This window comes from Arthrobacter sp. ISL-5, from assembly GCF_018613835.1.
GTDB lineage: Bacteria > Actinomycetota > Actinomycetes > Actinomycetales > Micrococcaceae > Arthrobacter.
This window is the reverse complement of the sequence record NZ_JAGGPM010000016.1, coordinates 35,460-50,994: the sequence shown is the minus strand read 5'-3', so window position 1 is coordinate 50,994 and position 15,535 is coordinate 35,460. Positions and strand designations below refer to the sequence as shown.

Sequence of the window (15,535 nt, the reverse complement as noted above, 5' to 3'; positions counted from 1 at the left end):
TCCGGCGTCAGAAACCGCTCTGGGCCGTTTCGCTTTCGGACCGCGTCCAGGCGTTCCAGTCCAGTGGATGGACTGAAGGGCGGCCCAGGAGATAACCCTGCGCGGCAGACACTCCGAGTTCAGTGACCGCCGCCAGTTCCTCCTTGGTTTCGACGCCCTGCGCGGCGAGGGCAGCGCCGATGTGCTGGGCGAGCTCGGCCATGGCGGTGGCCCGCAGCCGCTGCCACTCGGAGCTTTCGATTCCTTCAATGAACGTGCGGCCCAGCTTGATGATGTCCGGATGGAGTTCCAGCACCTGGTCCATGGAGGTGAAGCCGGCGCCGGCTCCGTCCACGGCGATTCGCAGTCCGCGCGCGCGAAGCGGTGCAAGGCCGGCCGAGAGGGAAGCGTACTTGTTGGCGGGGACCTGGCCGTTCAGCTCGATGACGATCCTGTTCACGGCCAGCTGGGAGTGCTCGAGCAATCCCTGGATCCGGGGGTCCATGCACGTGGCGGGTGTCAGGTTCAGGGCGATGAACAGGTGCTCGGGGACAGCCTGGGCCGCCGTGAGGGCACGGTGGAGGGCGGCGATTTCAAGGTCAGCGCCGAGGCCCACAGACTCGGCCTCGTTGAACCAGTGGTCGGCGCTGGCGCCGTCATCACTGACGAACCGGGTTAGGGCTTCAACGCCGGTCACATGCCCGGCCGGAAGCTGGCGCACGGGCTGGAAGGCGGTCATGAGCATCCTGTCGCCAAGGACGGCTTCAATCCGGTTCCTGCTGCGCCTGGTAAAGGGAACGGGGGCGGGCACCTCCACTGGCTGCTGCTCAGCCTGGGTGACTTGCGCGTCATCCTCCGGGGCGTTCGCCAGTGCGGTGGTGGCGGTGAGGTGTTCCAGCAACGCCTGCTCAGGGCTGTCCGGATGCGCCGCCACGAGCTCGCGCAAATTTACCCGGGTCCATTCAGTCTCCGGATCGGACTCCGCCAGCAGCTCGTCGATAATTCCTCGGGCCTGCCAGCGCACAACTGTGTCACCCACATCCCCTTGCAGCTCTGCCTGGGCCCCCCGACCCGCGGGTAGTGAGTTTGTCAATGCAGGAAGGGAGGTTTCGTCCCTAGACATCGGCTATTCCTTTATAGGTTCACGATTCCGGCTGAGCCCGGAACCGGGCCACTCCGCCGCTTCCCCGCGAGGCGCGGACGGGATGGCCGTGGTAGAAGCGTACAACGGGAAAGGGCGCGCTGTCTCTTATTTGTGGACTGCGCCACATTTGTGTACTGCGACACTTTTCCTTCACTCGGCTTCGCCGGCACGTGGGCGTCCGGTGTACTCAGTAGGGCAGCGGCTTGGGCGGGAGGTTCTTCGCGGCCGGCCCCTGAATGACGGTGCCACCGGAACACCGCGGCCCACGCGTTGTGCCGGCCGCAGAGGGTGTCGGCGAGAATGAGTGCCGCAGCGGTGCCGTTGGTCAGGCCCCACTTCCGCAGGCCGGTGATCACGTGGACGTGGCGGGCATCCGGCGACATGAGCCCGACGTACGGCAGCCCGTCCACGGGCATGGCGTCCTGCGTTGACCAGCGGAACGCCGTCTCTCCGGCGCCGAGGCGGTCCCGGGCGAAGGCGGCGAGCCGGCTGTAGCGCTCGGCGGCGTCGCCGACGTCGGACGCCCGGTGGCCTTCACCCCCGGTGAGCACGTAGCTGGTTCCGTCCACATCGACCGTCAGGATGGAGCGCATCGGCTCGTCAACGCCGATGAACGTGGAGTTCCTGAACGCGTCATCGAGCCGTCGCCCGGCGGCCAGGCTGGCGGTGAGGTAGGAGCGGTGCGGATAACAGCGGGCATCGAAAACGCCCCGGTCGCCGAACGGTACATTCGTGGCCACGATGACGTCCCGCGCCCGGACAGAGCCCCGCTCGGTGTTGACCGCCGTCGGTGACCCGTCCTGCAGCGCGACCGCGGGCGACTCCTCGAACACGAAGCTGCCGTCACCATGGACTGCTCCGGCCAGGCCCTGCAGGTACTTGACCGCGTGGATGCGCCTGGCCGTCGAAGCGGACGGCGCCTTTGACGGGGAAGGGCAACGGGACATCGGACGCGAAGACGGACGGAAGGCCGAGCCGGGCGGCAAGGGCCGCTTCGTCGCGCACGCGGCCCAAGGCGCCGTCGGTCTCGGCGTAGGTGTAGTTGGATACGCGGCGGAAGCCGCAGTCGAGCCCTTCCCCGGAAACCGTTCGTGCGATGTGTTCAGCCGCCGTAAGTCCGGCGATGCCCCCGCCGATCACGGCAACGTCGACGTCAATGTCGGCGTCCAGGGAGGCATAGGTGGTGGACCCGGCCGTGGCAACCCAGAGGGAAAGGGGCTTGCCTCCGGGCCGCTCACTCACGGCCCGCCCTCCAACAGCTACCGGGTGCGTTCCCGGGTGTAGGACATGTCCGGTTCACTGCCGCCGTCCTCCTGCACCCACGCCATGAAGTCCGCCAGCGACATGAAACAGTAGTAGTCGCAATACCGCAGGTTCTGCTTCTCCGCTTTGCTCATGACGGTGATTCGTCACGGGCCGCGCACTGGATGGCGGCCGATCATGCAGCGGTGAATCCGGGGATCGTCCCAGCGCCCAGTCCATGTGCTCGCCTCCTGAGCCAGACCATACCCTTACCGCCTCTCGGAAGGAATGGGCTCCGACGCTATGCGGTGGCCGGGCGCGCGCGGCGGATCGGGAACAGCGTCTGCGGCGGCCCGGCGGCACCCAGGAACTTGAGGATAAGGGCGTTGACCGCGTCCGGCTGCTCGAGCGGAAGCGCGTGCGATGCGCCCGGCACGACGGCCAGCTGGCCCTCAGGCAGCGCTTCGTAGAGGGCGACGGTATGGGACAGCGAGACGAGGTCGTCGTCGCCGGACAGCACGAGCACCGGACTGCTGATCTGCGCGACGTCAGCGGCCGTGAGTGTCGGCTCTGCGGAGAACATCGCGAGACTCTTGCCAAAGACCTCATCCAGATGTCCCGCACCGTCAGGGGAGCGTTCGATGTAGGCCTTGCCCAGTTCCCGCGCCATCGGCGAATCGGGATCCATCTCCACGGGCACCATGCCGTCATAGTGGAAGTTCGCCCCGATGACCACCATCTTCCGAACCAGGTCGGGCCGCTGCAAGGCGACGAGCAGGGCGATGATCCCGCCGTCGCTCCACCCCACCAGGTGGGCCGCCCCGTCCACCACTTTTTCCAGCACACCGATGGTTTCGGCTGCCATGCCGGCGTAGTGGAAGTCGGCGTCGGTGTCCGCCGTATAGCCGTGGCCCCGGCGGTCGAAGGCGATAACGCGGTAGCTTTCGGAGAGGCCCCGCCCGATGCTGTTCAGTAGCTCGTCACTGTTGCTGAGGCCGCCGTGCAGCAGCAGGAGCGGTGTGCCTGAACCGCCACGGTCTTCGACCCACGTCGGGTGCCCGTCGATTTCCACTGTGCTGGCCATGGTTCGCTATTTTCCTCCAGGCCGGCCAGCACCACAACGTCCGGCAGGCGTTATCCGATCCCGGCAAACAGCTCGTTCAGCTCGGCCGTCAGCTGCTTCCGAAGCGCCGGGGTGCCGATTTCGCGGCCGTCGATGTGGTTGACCGGCGCCAGCGTCCGGATGCTGGAAATCAGCCAGACGGCGTCGGCGTCGAACAGCTCCTGGGGTTCCAGCGGGCCGTAGCCCAGCTCCCAGCCGGCCGCCTTGGCTGCGGCGAACAGGGCGCCCTGTGAGGTGCCGGCGAGGATGCCGCTGTCCAGCTGCGGCGTGATGAGGCGCTTGACCGTTGCGCCGCCGTCGCCCGTTTCGACGTGCGCCAGCAGAACGGTCGACGTCGGGCCCTCCAGCACGCGGCCGTCTGACGATGTGAAGATGACGTCGTCGGCGCCCTGCTTGTGCGCGTGGCGGAGGGTGGCCATGTTGACGGCATAGGAGAGAGTCTTGGCCCCCAGCAGCAGCCACGGGGCGCGTTCGGCAACGTCGCTGTCATAGCCCCGGTCCAGCAGGATGACGTCGATGCCGGTTTCGCGCTGCCGCCGGGCCGCAGCCCCGACGGGCGAGACCTGGACCCAGCACGTCGGGGAGGAAGCTCCCTCGACGCCGCGGGTCACCAGGAGCTTGACCACGGCCTCATCCTCATCGGGGGAGGACGCGGGGTTGTCTGAACGGAACGCCGCGACGCCCGTTTCGATGGCCCGCCGCCATACGTCCTGCGCGGGGATTTCAAGGTCCAGGGCCAGCGCGGAGCCGCCCAGGCGGTCCAGGTGAGCCTGGACCTTCCGGGTCCGGCCGGCCACGGCGAGCATGGACTCGAAAACGCCGTCGCCGCGCGTGGCGCCCTGGTCGGTGGCCATCAGCTGCGGCTGCGTGGGGTCGGCTATCCGGCCGAATTCGTAGTCCGGGTCGAGGAATACCAGCACGGTGGCGGAGGCAGGAGAAGTCATGCCTCCAGCTTAGTGCGGGCCGTGCCCGATAGGCTGGGCAGGTCCGCGCCTTCCGGAATGGCTCCGAGGGCAAGAAATATCGGGGGTTCGCCTGTGTTGTGGCCATTTCCGCTTGCCGGAACCTTGCCGTCCTGGCTGATCCTGCTGCTGGGCGCCGCCGACCTCATGATCCGGATCCTCGCGGTGGGCATCATCCCCGGCAACCGCCGCCCCACCACCGCCATGGCCTGGCTGCTGGGCATTTTCTTCGTGCCGTCCGTAGGCCTGATCCTGTTCCTGCTCTTCGGCAACTTCCGGCTTTCCCGGCGCCGCGTGGAGCAGCAGCAGCTGGTCAGCGAAAGGGTGCGGGCCCGCACGTCGGTGCTGTCCGACGTCGGAAGTGAATACCCGGGGCCCGAATGGGTGAAGTCCGCGGCCGAACTCAACCGCCGGCTGGGCTCCATTCCCATGGTGGACGGCAACTCCGTGGAGCTGATCCCCGGGTACCCGGACTCCATCGCGGCCATGACCGAGGCCGTTCGGAACGCCAAGCGGTTCGTCAACGCCGAGTTCTACATCATGAGCACGGATCACGTGACGGATGAACTGTTCACGGCCCTGGAAGAGGCCGCCGACCGCGGTGTTGAGGTGCGCGTGCTGTTTGACCACATCGGCACTCTCCGGATCAAGGGCTACCGCGAGCTCCTCAAGCGCCTCAGGGCCAGCCGGATCCAGTGGCGGCGGATGCTCCCGCTGCTGCCCATCCACGGCCAGTGGCGCCGGCCGGACCTGCGGAACCACCGCAAGATCATGGTGATTGACGGCGAAGTGGCGTTCACCGGATCGCAGAACCTGATCGAGCCGTCCTACAACAACCCCAAGCACCGCAAAGTGGGGCGTGAATGGGTGGAACTGATGGCCCGGCTGCGCGGCCCCATCGTGCCGACGCTCAACGTGGTCTTTGCCACCGACTGGCTCAGCGAGACGGACGAGTCACTGGAAGCGCAGCTCGAGGCCCAGCTGCAGCTTCCCGCCGAGGCCGCCCCGGGCAGTGTCACGGCGCAGGTGGTTCCCAGCGGGCCCGGGTTCAGCACCGAAAACAACCTCCGCCTGTTCAACACGCTCATCTACTCCGCCCAGCACCGGATCTCCGTCTGCAGCCCGTACTTCGTTCCGGACGACTCCCTGCTCTATGCGATCACCACCGCGGCGCAGCGGGGCGTCGACGTCGAACTCTTCGTCTCCGAGAAAGGCGACCAGTTCCTGGTCCACCACGCGCAGCAGTCGTACTACCAGGCGCTGCTGGAGGCTGGTGTGAAGATCTACCTCTACAAGGCTCCGTTCGTGCTGCATGCCAAGCACTTCACCATTGACGACGAAGTGGCCGTCCTTGGTTCCAGCAACATGGACATGCGCTCCTTCTCGCTGAACATGGAGGTCTCCGTGATGATGCTGGGCACGGAGATCGTGGACAGCATGCGCGCGGTGGAGGACACGTACCGGGACATCTCGCACGAGCTGAAGCTCGACGCCTGGATGCGCCGGCCCCTCGCGGCGAGGTACGTGGACAACGTCGCACGGCTTACGGCGACGGTGCAGTAGGCGGGGTTCGGCTGTTGAGCCGCGGGCTCAGCTGCCGGGGAATTCCGAACCCAGCGCGGACAGCACGCCGAAGGCTTTGGTGCGGATTTCCTCGTATTCCTCCTGGGGCGCAGAATCGGCCGTGATCGCGCCGCCGACGCCGAGACTGAGCCTCGCCCGCCGCCCCCCTTTGGCGCCGGTCGCGTTGCCGTCTGTGTCGCCGCCGATGGCTTGGCCGCCGTCGGCCGCCCAGTCGTCACTGCCGTCCGACTGGATCACCAGGGTGCGGATGGCCACTGCAAGGTCCGTGGCCCCATTGAGCGAAAAGTATCCGATCGCCCCGGAGTAGACACCGCGCGGGCCGTCCTCCAGCCGGTCCAGGATGGCCATGGTGCTGATTTTCGGCGCGCCCGTCATGGAGCCGGCCGGGAAGCACGCCGCCACCGCCTCGGCCCGCGGCGACCCCGGCAGCAAGGTGGCATCGATGGTGCTCACGAGCTGGTGCACCGTGGCGTAGCTTTCGATTTCGCACAGCCGGCTGACGGTCACGGAGCCCGGTTCGGCAAAGTGACTCAGATCGTTCCGGAGCAGATCGACGATCATGATGTTCTCGGCCCGGTCCTTGAGCGAGGTCGCCAAGTCCCGCCGCAGCGCCGCATCGAGCTCCGGGTCAGCAGCCCGGCGCCGGGTGCCCTTGATCGGCTCGGCGCGCATGCCGCCGTCGGACGCTATCCGCAGGAAACGCTCCGGCGACGTGCTGGCCACCGTCAGGCCGCCGAAGCGAAGGTAGCTCGCGAACGGCGCCGGGTTCCTCCTCCGCAGCGCCAGGTACGTCGGCCAGGGATCGAGGCCGTCGGCGGGCACGTCGGCCGTGAGCGTAGTGGTGAGGCAGACCTCGTAGGTGTTCCCCTCGGTGATCTCGTGCTGGGCCTCAACGATCTTGCGCTTGTAGCCGGCCTCGGTATCGCGGCTAGTGAACGCCGGCGCCGCCCGACTCACGACGCCGTTGCCGCCGGCCGCACGCTCGGTGGCGGCCCGGCCCGCCGCGGTTACGGCGGCGCGGGCGCCGGCGAGCCAGTCGGCCGCGTCCGGTGCGTCAAGGGCAAGTAGCCAGGCGGCGCCGTCCGCGTGGTCCAGGACGACTGCCCGCCCGGCGAAGATCAGGGCCGAATCCGGGGTGTCCGCCGCGACGTCGGATCCGCCGGTTTCGCGCTTGAGTTCATAGCCGAGGTACCCGAGCCAGCCCAGGGTGAAGTCGCACGGGTAGCCCTCGGGGCCGCGGACCGCCTTCCGGCCCCAGACGGTCTCGAGCCAGCGGAAGAACGTGCCGGACACCTCCGCCGTGGCGGATCCGGCAGTAATCCGGTTGGTCCCCGAACGGTGCCGGACCGACTGGCCGAACGTGCCGCCGTCGTCCGCGAGGATGCTGAAGCGGCTGCGCTCCGCGGCGGGCGTCCCCTCCCAGCCCGCGCTGTCCGCGGCGGGCGGAACGAGGGACGAATCCAGCCAGACTGCATTCGCAGAGTTGCCGTACAGCGATCCGAAGAGGGCGGCGGCGTCCGGGCGGCCCTCGATGCGCTCGGCCCGGAGCCGGAGGCCGCGGCGTGCGGAGAGCTCCGGAACCAGCACGGTGGCGAGGGCCGGGAGGTAGGTGAGCGCCTGCAGGACGTCGGCCGGGGCGGTGTCGTCGGCGCGGTTCAGGACCCGGACATCCGCGTGCTCCCGGATGCTGTCCGAGGCCAGGAGCTCCGATTCCTGGGCGGCCCACTGGTCCCAGTAGGGCTCGTAGGTGTCGCCGTCGCGCTCCAGGGCGCGGGTGCGGCGTTCGTCATCCGGGGAATCGGCCCAGATGACGGCGTCCAGGAGCGGCCTGGCCGCGGCGGCAGCTGCCCCCACACCTTCCACGATCACGATCTCGGCGGGCAGCGTGACCCGGGCGTCGCCGTCGTAATGCCGCGCCCAATCCCAGCTGATCCACGTGGCCGGTTCTCCGCGGCGCAGGGGCGCCAGCACCGTGGTCACATAGCGTTCAACGCCAGCGGCGAGCCCGTTCCAGCCCGGATAGATGTCCTCCAGATGAAACAGGGAGACCTTGTGGTGGTTCCGCAGCCGTGCCGCCAGTTCGATGGCCAACGTGGTTTTGCCTGCGCCGGACCGCCCGTCAATGGCGATGATCACAGGAGCGGGGGTCATGAAATAGAGCGTACCTGCTCATTGTTCTGAAGCTGGAGCGGGGCGTCTTCCTCTGACGCTGCAGCTATGGCTGAACGGACATACTGGACGATTCCCGGCACCGATGCCTGGACCTGGTTCCACACGGCATCAAAGTCCGCCTGCCCGCCGTACCAGGGGTCTTCGATTCCTTGCTCCAGGGGATCCTTCGATTCCAGGGCGGGGTCGAAGCTGCGCAACATACGGATTCTCGCCAGTGATTCTTTGTCCGGTGCCGACGCGCGGAGCCAGCCGTAGTGGTCCACGTCCAGGGCGAGAATCAGGTGGCGTTCGGTGAACCATTCGGCGCGCCACTCCCTGGCGGCGTGATGGTCCGAGGTGAGGTTGTTGGCGGTCAGTTTCCGCGCCGCCCGGGGGTCTATGGGGCGCCCTACCTCATAGGCCGTGGTGCCCGCGGAGTCGACGACGACGTCCCCGGCCAGCCCCGCCGCGGCGAAGGCCTCGGTGAGCATCAGCTCGGCAATGGGCGACCGGCAGATGTTGCCGGTGCAGACCGCGATGATCCGGTAGGGGCTGGTCATTGAGGTCATGGTGCTAAGCATGGAGGATGACACTCCACCTTGGCTAGTAAGGGGCCTTATGATCCGGGGAATCCGTAAAGTTGCCTGCTGGCCGGGTCATAATTGGCGAAATCGCACTCCCCGGACGTAGTGATCCCGGCCCAGTGAACCGGACCTAGTGCATGAGCGCCAGCAGGATGCCCACGGCGACGAACAGGACGCCGAAAATCCGGTTGAGCCTGGTCTGGCCCCGGACATCATGGGTGAAGCGCTGGAACGACTTCGCCGCCGCTGCGAAGAAGAACCACATGACGAGGATGTCGATGATGACCACCGTTGCCGTGAGGGCGACGTACTGCGCCAGCAGCGGCTGTTCCGGCCGGATGAACTGCGGCATGAAGGCCAGGAAGAACACGATCGCCTTGGGGTTGAGCAGGTTCACCCAGAGGCCGCGGCGAAACATGGACCAGGCGGGCTCCTTCCTGAGGGCGGCGGTCTTTTCCTGGTCCAGGTCCGGCTTGTGCAGGAACTGCCTGATCCCGAGGTACACCAGGTAGGCGGCCCCGGCGTAGCGGATGACGTTGAAGGCCACGGGGGATCCCGCAACAAGGACTCCGACGCCCAGCGCAACGATGACAACGTGCATGATCAGCGCCGCCTGCTGGCCGAGAATGCCCCAGATGGAGCGGCGGAAGCCGGACGTCAGCGAGTTGCTCATGGTGTTGATGGCGCCCGCGCCGGGAGTGAAACTGATGAGGACGCCGGCACCCGCGAGGGCCAGCCACAGGGAGAATTGCACCAAACAAGCTTAGTGCGGCCCGCCGGCGGGTCACTCCACGGCCATTCACCACGGCGCCCCTCGGCCATTCACCAAAAATGGCCGCCCGGACGGTGCCTTGGGCGGCCATTTTTGGTGAATCGGCGCATGGGTGGGGTGCGTGCGTGTGCCGGAGCCAGGTTCAGGCCCTCGCGATGACCTCGCCGTTGGGGATGAGGAACCAGCCGTCGTCCGTGGAGCCCCAGCGGTGCCACCCGGCGGAGATGCGTGTGAGGTCCGCCTCCTGCGCGAACCCGTACTCGAGGGCCTGGTCGGCGAAGGCCGAATGCAGCACGCGCTCGCCCCACACCCGCGCCTGCCAGCGCCGCTGCTGCCCGGTGGCGTAGAGCCAGTTGCTGCTCGTCGGCGCCACGTCCGTGAAGCCGGCGGCCTGCGCCCACGAAACGAGGCGGCGTCCGGCGTCCGGTTCGGCGCCGTTCCGCCGGGCGATCCGCTGGTACAGGTTCATCCACTCATCGAGTTCGGGGATGGCGGGGTACCAGCTCATGCCGTGGAAGTCGGCGTCGCGCACGGCCACGATGCCGCCCGGCTCGGCCACCCTCCGCATCTCCCGCAGCGCCTCCACGGGATCGGTCAGGTGCTGCAGGACCTGGTGCGCGTGCACGACGTCGAACGTGTCGTCCTCGAAGTCCAGGTCGTAGATGTTGCCGGCCACGAACTCGACGTTCTCCACGCCGCGATCGGCCGCCAGCTCCCGCGCGTGGGCAATCACGTCCGGGGAGCGATCCAGTCCGGTCACCTTTCCGGGGGCCACCAGCCCGGCGAAGTCGCACGTGATGCTGCCCGGCCCGCACCCGACGTCCAGCACCGAGACCCCGGGGGTGAGGTGGGGGATCACGAACGCCGCGGAATTCTCCGCCGTCCTGGAGGCATGGGCCCGGACCACCGACTCGTGGTGGCCGTGCGTGTACACATCGTCTGGCTGCTCCGCACTCATAGGGAAACGCTACTCCTCCGCGCCCGGGATCGGCCGGAGCAAGACAGGCAGTTTTTTGTTGTCGGCCGTCTGTTTCCCTGCTTCTGCCGGACCGGGTTCTGCGGATGATTGGAGGGGTGGAGAACAACAGGACCAGCAACAAATCAGGGCTCGGCGTCTTCCGGGCGACGGGGATCTACATCGGTGCCATTCTCGGGTCAGGCGTGCTGGTGCTCCCGGCCATCGCGGCCCAGGAGGCGGGTCCGGCGTCGCTCCTCGCGTGGGCGCTGCTGCTGGTGTTCTGCACGCCCGTGGCGTTCAGTTTCGCCGAAATGAGCGGCCAGCAGCCCGACGCCGGGGGGATAGCCCACTTCGTGACGCGGGCGTTCGGGCGGCGCGCCTCGGCCGTTGCCGGCTATCTCTTCTACTTCGCCATCCCGTTCGGGGCTCCCGCCACCGGGGTGATCGGCGGCAACTACATCGCCCACGCCCTGGGCGGCGGCCGCGGGACGGCCCTGGCGGCCGCAGCGCTGCTGCTGGCGGCCGGGTTCGCGAGCAACGCCGTCGGAATCAAACTCTCCAGCCGCATCCAGCTGACGCTCGTGGTGGTCCTCGTGGGGCTGCTGGCGCTGGCCGTGGCGGTGGCCGCCCCGTATGCGAAGGCGGAGAACTTCGAGCCCTTCGCGCCCCATGGTTACTGGGCTGTGGGCGGCGCCGCGAGCCTGCTCTTCTTCTGCTTCGCCGGCTGGGAGGCCGTGACGCATCTGGCCGCGGAATTCCGCCACCCGGAGCGGGACCTCAGGCGGGCCACCTGGCTGACGCTAATCGTGGTGGGCGTGGTCTACATCGGCGTGGTGGCGGCCGCCGTCGCAGTCCTTGGCCCGGGGCTGCCCGGCAGTGCGGTGCCCGTGGCGGACCTGCTGGAGAAGGGGCTGGGAGGAGTGGCCGCCCCGCTCACCGCGGTCGCGGCGGCGGTCCTCACCTTCGGCCCGCTGAACACCTTCATTGCGGGCGCGAGCCGGTTGGGTGCCAAGCTGGCGTCCGACGGTGTGCTGCCGCGGCGCCTGGCGCGCGGCGGAGCCCCGGGGCAGGTGCCGGCCGTCAGCCTTGCGGTGCTGGCAGCCCTGACGTTTGTGTCCTTCGGCGCGGCGGCGGCCGGGCTGGCAAGCATGCAGTTCCAGATCGGTGCGGCGTCGGCCTGCTTTACAGCGGTGACTGCATTCGGGCTTGCGTCCGGCGTGCGGCTGCTTCGCCCGGGGTCGGCCGCCTGGTACGGCGTCATCGTTGCTGCGGCGGTGATGGTGCTGGTTCTGCTGTTCAGCGGGTGGGCGCTGCTGGTTCCGGTCCTCCTCGGCGCGGCCGCGGTGGCGGTCGGCGGGCACGCCCGGCGCCGCGGAACGCTGGACGACGCGGCGGACGAAGGGGTCGGTAAGCCCGAGGCCCAGGAAGCCGGCGTCAGAACTTGATCTGCATCCGACGAGGAACATAGCTTCGATCCCAGGGAGCGCTCGCCAGGCGCATCAACTGATCGTGCGACACGGGGAAGTATCTGGCCACGACGGCGATTCCCGTCAGGGTTGCATGAGGTGTTAGTTCGGAATCGTGAAGCAGCCATGACAATAACGGCTCTACGCCATGTGCATCCTGCGGCAGGGGCGCTGCCAGGACCTCGCCGCCCAGTTCCCACCGGCCCTCCATCGGATCAGCATTTCGGACGCCGTCAACAATCTCCTCCGCCGTCAGGTCGGAGTGGGCCACCGACAAGAGCACGTGGGTGCCGTTCTCCTTGGCAACGCTGAACTTTCCTATCCCGAGCACCTGGAACCGCCCAGGATCCAGATCCAGGCCCAGCTCCTCGCCCGCCTCCCGTGCCAAAGCGCGTATAGGGTCCGGGACACCAGACTGGCCGCTGTCCGGCACTATTCCGTTGCGCGCCCGCAGCTCGAGGTTTCCGTTCACTGCTGGCCCGAATTGTTCCTGATGGGAGCCGGCATTGCGGGACCGGCCGGCAAAGAGCATCATCCGATCGGAGCTGACCACCACCGTGGAAAGAGTTAGAAGCTTGGCCTCGTTTCCGTTGACGGTCCGCTGTACCCCCGGCCCGGTCCCGTGCAAGCCGTTGACTGTTTCGGGGTAGTGGTCAATGAGCACGGCGGCGTATGTCGTTTCCGCCATTGCCAGATGGAGGCGAAGCCGTCCGTTGCTGTCGTCCCGCTCAGTCCGCCAGCCGACCAGGCGTGGCAGAACCCCGTCAAAGGAATGCTGGGAGCTGAACTTGCTCCTCAGCGCGCGGTCTTCGCTTGGAGTGGTGCGCAAGAGCTCGGTCTCCATATCCGGGGCTTCCAAAGGCGCGGGTGCCGATGGGCCGCCGGAAGACGGTTCCAGGAATTCCGGCCTCAGGCGGTGACGGCGGTAACTGACGTAAAGGTCGTAGGCGAGAGTGCCTCGTTTGACATCCGGCAACTGCCAGATGTCCAGCGTGCGCTTCGGGTGATGCAGCTCCAGCCGGACGTGCCTGCTTTCCATCGCGGCGTCGGAACCTCCTCCCGAGGCTGCTTCGGAGAGAAGCGCCGACGTCTGGAGAGCCATCGCGGCGTCATGTTCAACGACCGGTACCGATGTTGTCCCAAGGAAGGAACCCCGGCGGATGTCGGCCGCATAGGCGGCGTAGGCTTTGGAGAGCCGGTTCAGGGCATGGGCCGGGAGCGCAAAGGTCACGGGCATGGGGTTGCCACGGCCGAAGGCAGGCGCCGATCCGTTCGCAGGATATGCGGTGGCGAGCCAATTCAGTTCATCGGCTGCTGTCCTTGGACCTCCCGCGATGATCTGCCCTACGCGAAGCCTCGTAGCCCGTTTGGGGATGCCTACGTGCTTCATTGCGTGCTGACGCCGGCGCCCCATCAGCCATCTGGGCTGGGCGCGCCAAGCGCTGTACCCGGCATAAATGGCAAGTGCGGACGGTGCCAGCGAGACCAGGTCTGCGGCGTGCATCCCCCAAAGACTTACAGACTCGAACATGCTTGCTAGTCAATCATCGAAACTGAATGCACCGCGGTGTTTGACACGACTCGATCCGGTCCGGCCCATCCATGCTGCCCGGCGTCACGCCTGACAGGTTTTTGGGACGGCAGCGGGCTGGCCGGCCCGGAAACGGGCGCTCGAGCCGATCCGGCAGGCCCATAAGTCTGCGTCCCGTGACGCGGTCAGGATCGTGCTGCCGCTGCGGGAGCCTCCTGCCTCCACCACTCCACCGTCATCCGGGCCGCGGCGGTCGGGGGAGTGGGGCCAAGGTCCAGCGCCGCCTCGCTGGCTGCCGAGTCCATTACGAACGGCCGCTGGAACTGGTACAGCATCTCGGCGATCTCGCGGACATCGGCCGAGAACACTCCGACCGCGCGCAGCAGCCAGCCCGGCAGCACGCCGACCTTTGGCCGGGGTACGCCAGCCGCTTCAGCCAGCGCGCCAGCGAGTTGCTGCTGGGTGAGGGCCGGATTGGTGGGGGCGTGCAGCACGCGATTCCACAGCGCGGGCGTCTGCGCAGCCTTGATCATTGCCGCCGCCAGGTCGGGCACGAACGTGAACGAATGCGGCTGGTCAGCGCTGCCCACCACCTGCAGCGGCCGCCGTGCGAGAATCCTCGGGACCATGCGCTCGCCCGCGTGCGATGTCCGGACCCGGGGACCGAAAAAGTCCCCCGCAACCACGCTCACGGTATTTGTGGCGCTCGCCTCCCGCGCCTGCAGCAGCGCCGACCGCACTCCGCGCTTCCCGCCCCGTGCCGCGCGCGGGGAGTCCTCCGTCATCACCCGGTCCGGCTCACTGTAGGAGTAGAGGCTTTCGGGAAAGACGACGACGGCGCCCGCCTCGCCTGCCGCCGCCAGGACGGCCGCTTCCGCCCGCGGAAGTTCCCCCTCCCACGCCTTGACGCTGTAGGCCGAACCATGGATGCAGTGGAAAACGGCGCTGGCGTCGGCCAGCGACTCCGCCACCAGCGTCCGGTCTGAAACATCCACGGCGCGCTTTTCTATCAGGTGGTGTTCCGGGCCGCTGCCGGACCGTGTCAGGACACGGACGCGGTGGCCCTGGCCGGCGAGCTGCTCGGCGACCGTCCAGCCCACCGGCCCGGCCCCCGTGACGACGAATAGTTCTTCTGGCATGGCGTACCCGCTTTCATTTTTGAGATGTGAGAGCAGTGCTCTCTGAATCCAGAATGGACGTGCCGCGTCCCAAAGTCAAGAGCGCTGCTCGCAATTGTGTTCACTGCTCTACTTCATGCCATCCTTGGAGCATGGCCGATCCCCTAAAGCCCCCGACGCCCCGCGAGCAGGCCCGTGCCCGGACCATCGAGCAGATCATTCGGCTGGGCCGGGAGCATCTCGCCCTGCATGGAGCGGCCGCACTCTCGCTGCGCGCCGTCGCCCGCGACCTCGGCGTCGTATCCTCCGCCGTATACCGCTATGTGGAGAGCCGCGATGAGCTCCTGACCCTTCTGCTCATCGACGCCTACGGCGAGTTGGGGGATGCGGTCGAGGCCGCCGTCGAGGCCCTCCCGGCCGACGATTTCAGGGGCCGTTTTGCCGCCCTGGCGCTCGCTGTCAGAAAATGGGCGCTCAGCGAGCCCGCCCGCTACGCGCTCCTGTTCGGAAGCCCGGTGCCCGGGTATCAGGCGCCGGCAGAGCGGACCACAGGTCCCGGCACGCGGGTGGTCACCGGCCTGATGGGGATCCTGGACTCCGCCTACAGGGCCGGCAAGCTGGCTGCGCCGGACGCCGCGGCCGTGGTTCCGGCGCTGGCCGCGGACTTCGAGGCAATCCGCAGCGAAATGGACCTGGCCGTGCCGGCCACGCTGCTGGCCCGCGGTGCGCTGGCTTGGACGTCGGTCTTCGGCGCCATCAGCTTCGAAGTCTTCGGCCAGTATGGCGCCGACACCTTCTCGGCGAGGGATGAGTTGTTCCGTCATCACCTGCAGATACTGGCGGGCGTCGCCGGCCTCGAGTAAGGGCCGCTGCGCCCGGGCAGCAGAGTGGCAACTATCAGTTTGTTAACGCTAACAAAAA

15 protein-coding genes are annotated in these 15,535 nt (G+C 67.7%); 3 read left to right on the top strand and 12 right to left on the bottom strand.

Annotation, left to right across the window (positions count from 1 at the left end):
* Nucleotides 1–7: 7 nt before the first annotated feature.
* The 6 genes from J7I89_RS08570 to J7I89_RS08550 form a co-directional block, all read right to left on the bottom strand.
* Nucleotides 8–1,018 (bottom strand): EAL domain-containing protein, encoded by a 1,011-nt coding sequence (locus J7I89_RS08570; RefSeq protein WP_308159845.1) that lies wholly within the window; start codon nucleotides 1,016–1,018, stop codon nucleotides 8–10.
* 95 nt (nucleotides 1,019–1,113) lie between these two features.
* Nucleotides 1,114–2,070: an FAD-binding oxidoreductase gene (locus tag J7I89_RS08565; RefSeq protein WP_251045085.1), complete on the bottom strand. Its 957-nt coding sequence runs from the start codon at nucleotides 2,068–2,070 to the stop codon at nucleotides 1,114–1,116.
* Nucleotides 1,967–2,365, bottom strand: a complete 399-nt coding sequence (locus J7I89_RS25105) for a hypothetical protein (protein ID WP_251045084.1) — start codon at nucleotides 2,363–2,365, stop codon at nucleotides 1,967–1,969. The genes J7I89_RS08565 and J7I89_RS25105 overlap by 104 nt, the downstream gene beginning before the upstream one ends.
* A 17-nt stretch (nucleotides 2,366–2,382) precedes the next feature.
* The gene (locus tag J7I89_RS08560) at nucleotides 2,383–2,520 is read right to left on the bottom strand and encodes a hypothetical protein (RefSeq protein ID WP_214969094.1); all 138 of its coding nucleotides are present in this window, start codon (nucleotides 2,518–2,520) and stop codon (nucleotides 2,383–2,385) included.
* A 146-nt stretch (nucleotides 2,521–2,666) separates the two neighbouring features.
* Nucleotides 2,667–3,449, bottom strand: a complete 783-nt coding sequence (locus J7I89_RS08555; protein ID WP_214969093.1) for an alpha/beta fold hydrolase — start codon at nucleotides 3,447–3,449, stop codon at nucleotides 2,667–2,669.
* Nucleotides 3,450–3,499: 50 nt separating this feature from the next.
* Nucleotides 3,500–4,432, bottom strand: coding sequence for an aminodeoxychorismate lyase (locus tag J7I89_RS08550; protein ID WP_214969091.1), 933 nt, complete (start codon nucleotides 4,430–4,432; stop codon nucleotides 3,500–3,502).
* A gap of 93 nt (nucleotides 4,433–4,525) precedes the next feature.
* On the opposite strand from J7I89_RS08550, the gene cls reads away from it, so the two are divergent.
* The gene (cls, locus tag J7I89_RS08545) at nucleotides 4,526–6,013 is read left to right on the top strand and encodes a cardiolipin synthase (protein ID WP_308159844.1); all 1,488 of its coding nucleotides are present in this window, start codon (nucleotides 4,526–4,528) and stop codon (nucleotides 6,011–6,013) included.
* Nucleotides 6,014–6,040: 27 nt separating this feature from the next.
* Here cls and J7I89_RS08540 read toward each other — a convergent pair whose 3' ends face one another.
* From J7I89_RS08540 to J7I89_RS08525, 4 genes are all read right to left on the bottom strand, one after another.
* Complete coding sequence (locus tag J7I89_RS08540; RefSeq protein ID WP_214969087.1) at nucleotides 6,041–8,185, bottom strand: chorismate-binding protein; 2,145 nt, start codon at nucleotides 8,183–8,185, stop codon at nucleotides 6,041–6,043.
* Nucleotides 8,182–8,754 carry a low molecular weight protein-tyrosine-phosphatase gene (locus J7I89_RS08535; RefSeq protein WP_214969085.1) on the bottom strand — a complete coding sequence of 191 codons (573 nt, stop codon included), beginning with the start codon at nucleotides 8,752–8,754 and terminating at the stop codon, nucleotides 8,182–8,184. Before J7I89_RS08535 ends, J7I89_RS08540 begins: the two co-directional genes overlap by 4 nt.
* A gap of 145 nt (nucleotides 8,755–8,899) precedes the next feature.
* Nucleotides 8,900–9,523, bottom strand: a complete 624-nt coding sequence (locus J7I89_RS08530; RefSeq protein WP_214969083.1) for a LysE family transporter — start codon at nucleotides 9,521–9,523, stop codon at nucleotides 8,900–8,902.
* A 160-nt stretch (nucleotides 9,524–9,683) separates the two neighbouring features.
* A complete protein-coding gene (locus J7I89_RS08525; RefSeq protein WP_214969081.1) occupies nucleotides 9,684–10,499 on the bottom strand; it encodes a methyltransferase domain-containing protein in 816 nt (271 codons plus the stop codon).
* 116 nt (nucleotides 10,500–10,615) lie between these two features.
* Here J7I89_RS08525 and J7I89_RS08520 point away from each other — a divergent pair, with 116 nt between their 5' ends.
* A complete protein-coding gene (locus J7I89_RS08520) occupies nucleotides 10,616–11,944 on the top strand; it encodes an APC family permease (RefSeq protein ID WP_308159843.1) in 1,329 nt (442 codons plus the stop codon).
* Here the strand turns inward: J7I89_RS08520 and J7I89_RS08515 are convergent.
* A complete protein-coding gene (locus tag J7I89_RS08515; protein WP_214969077.1) occupies nucleotides 11,934–13,496 on the bottom strand; it encodes a hypothetical protein in 1,563 nt (520 codons plus the stop codon). The genes J7I89_RS08520 and J7I89_RS08515 overlap by 11 nt on opposite strands.
* A 185-nt stretch (nucleotides 13,497–13,681) precedes the next feature.
* Nucleotides 13,682–14,635 carry an NAD-dependent epimerase/dehydratase family protein gene (locus tag J7I89_RS08510; RefSeq protein ID WP_214969075.1) on the bottom strand — a complete coding sequence of 318 codons (954 nt, stop codon included), beginning with the start codon at nucleotides 14,633–14,635 and terminating at the stop codon, nucleotides 13,682–13,684.
* Between the two features lie 131 nt (nucleotides 14,636–14,766).
* On the opposite strand from J7I89_RS08510, the gene J7I89_RS08505 reads away from it, so the two are divergent.
* Nucleotides 14,767–15,477 carry a TetR/AcrR family transcriptional regulator gene (locus J7I89_RS08505; RefSeq protein ID WP_214969073.1) on the top strand — a complete coding sequence of 237 codons (711 nt, stop codon included), beginning with the start codon at nucleotides 14,767–14,769 and terminating at the stop codon, nucleotides 15,475–15,477.
* Nucleotides 15,478–15,535 lie beyond the last annotated feature (58 nt).

Coding starts and splice junctions, on each gene's coding strand:
- J7I89_RS08565 (WP_251045085.1), bottom strand. CDS start 2,070: ATGTCCCGTTGCCCTTCCCCGTCAAAGGCGCCGTCCGCTTCGACGGCC.
- J7I89_RS08560 (WP_214969094.1), bottom strand. CDS start 2,520: ATGAGCAAAGCGGAGAAGCAGAACCTGCGGTATTGCGACTACTACTGT.
- J7I89_RS08555 (WP_214969093.1), bottom strand. CDS start 3,449: ATGGCCAGCACAGTGGAAATCGACGGGCACCCGACGTGGGTCGAAGAC.
- J7I89_RS08550 (WP_214969091.1), bottom strand. CDS start 4,432: ATGACTTCTCCTGCCTCCGCCACCGTGCTGGTATTCCTCGACCCGGAC.
- J7I89_RS08540 (WP_214969087.1), bottom strand. CDS start 8,185: ATGACCCCCGCTCCTGTGATCATCGCCATTGACGGGCGGTCCGGCGCA.
- J7I89_RS08535 (WP_214969085.1), bottom strand. CDS start 8,754: ATGACCTCAATGACCAGCCCCTACCGGATCATCGCGGTCTGCACCGGC.
- J7I89_RS08525 (WP_214969081.1), bottom strand. CDS start 10,499: ATGAGTGCGGAGCAGCCAGACGATGTGTACACGCACGGCCACCACGAG.
- J7I89_RS08515 (WP_214969077.1), bottom strand. CDS start 13,496: ATGTTCGAGTCTGTAAGTCTTTGGGGGATGCACGCCGCAGACCTGGTC.
- J7I89_RS08510 (WP_214969075.1), bottom strand. CDS start 14,635: ATGCCAGAAGAACTATTCGTCGTCACGGGGGCCGGGCCGGTGGGCTGG.
- J7I89_RS08505 (WP_214969073.1), top strand. CDS start 14,767: ATGGCCGATCCCCTAAAGCCCCCGACGCCCCGCGAGCAGGCCCGTGCC.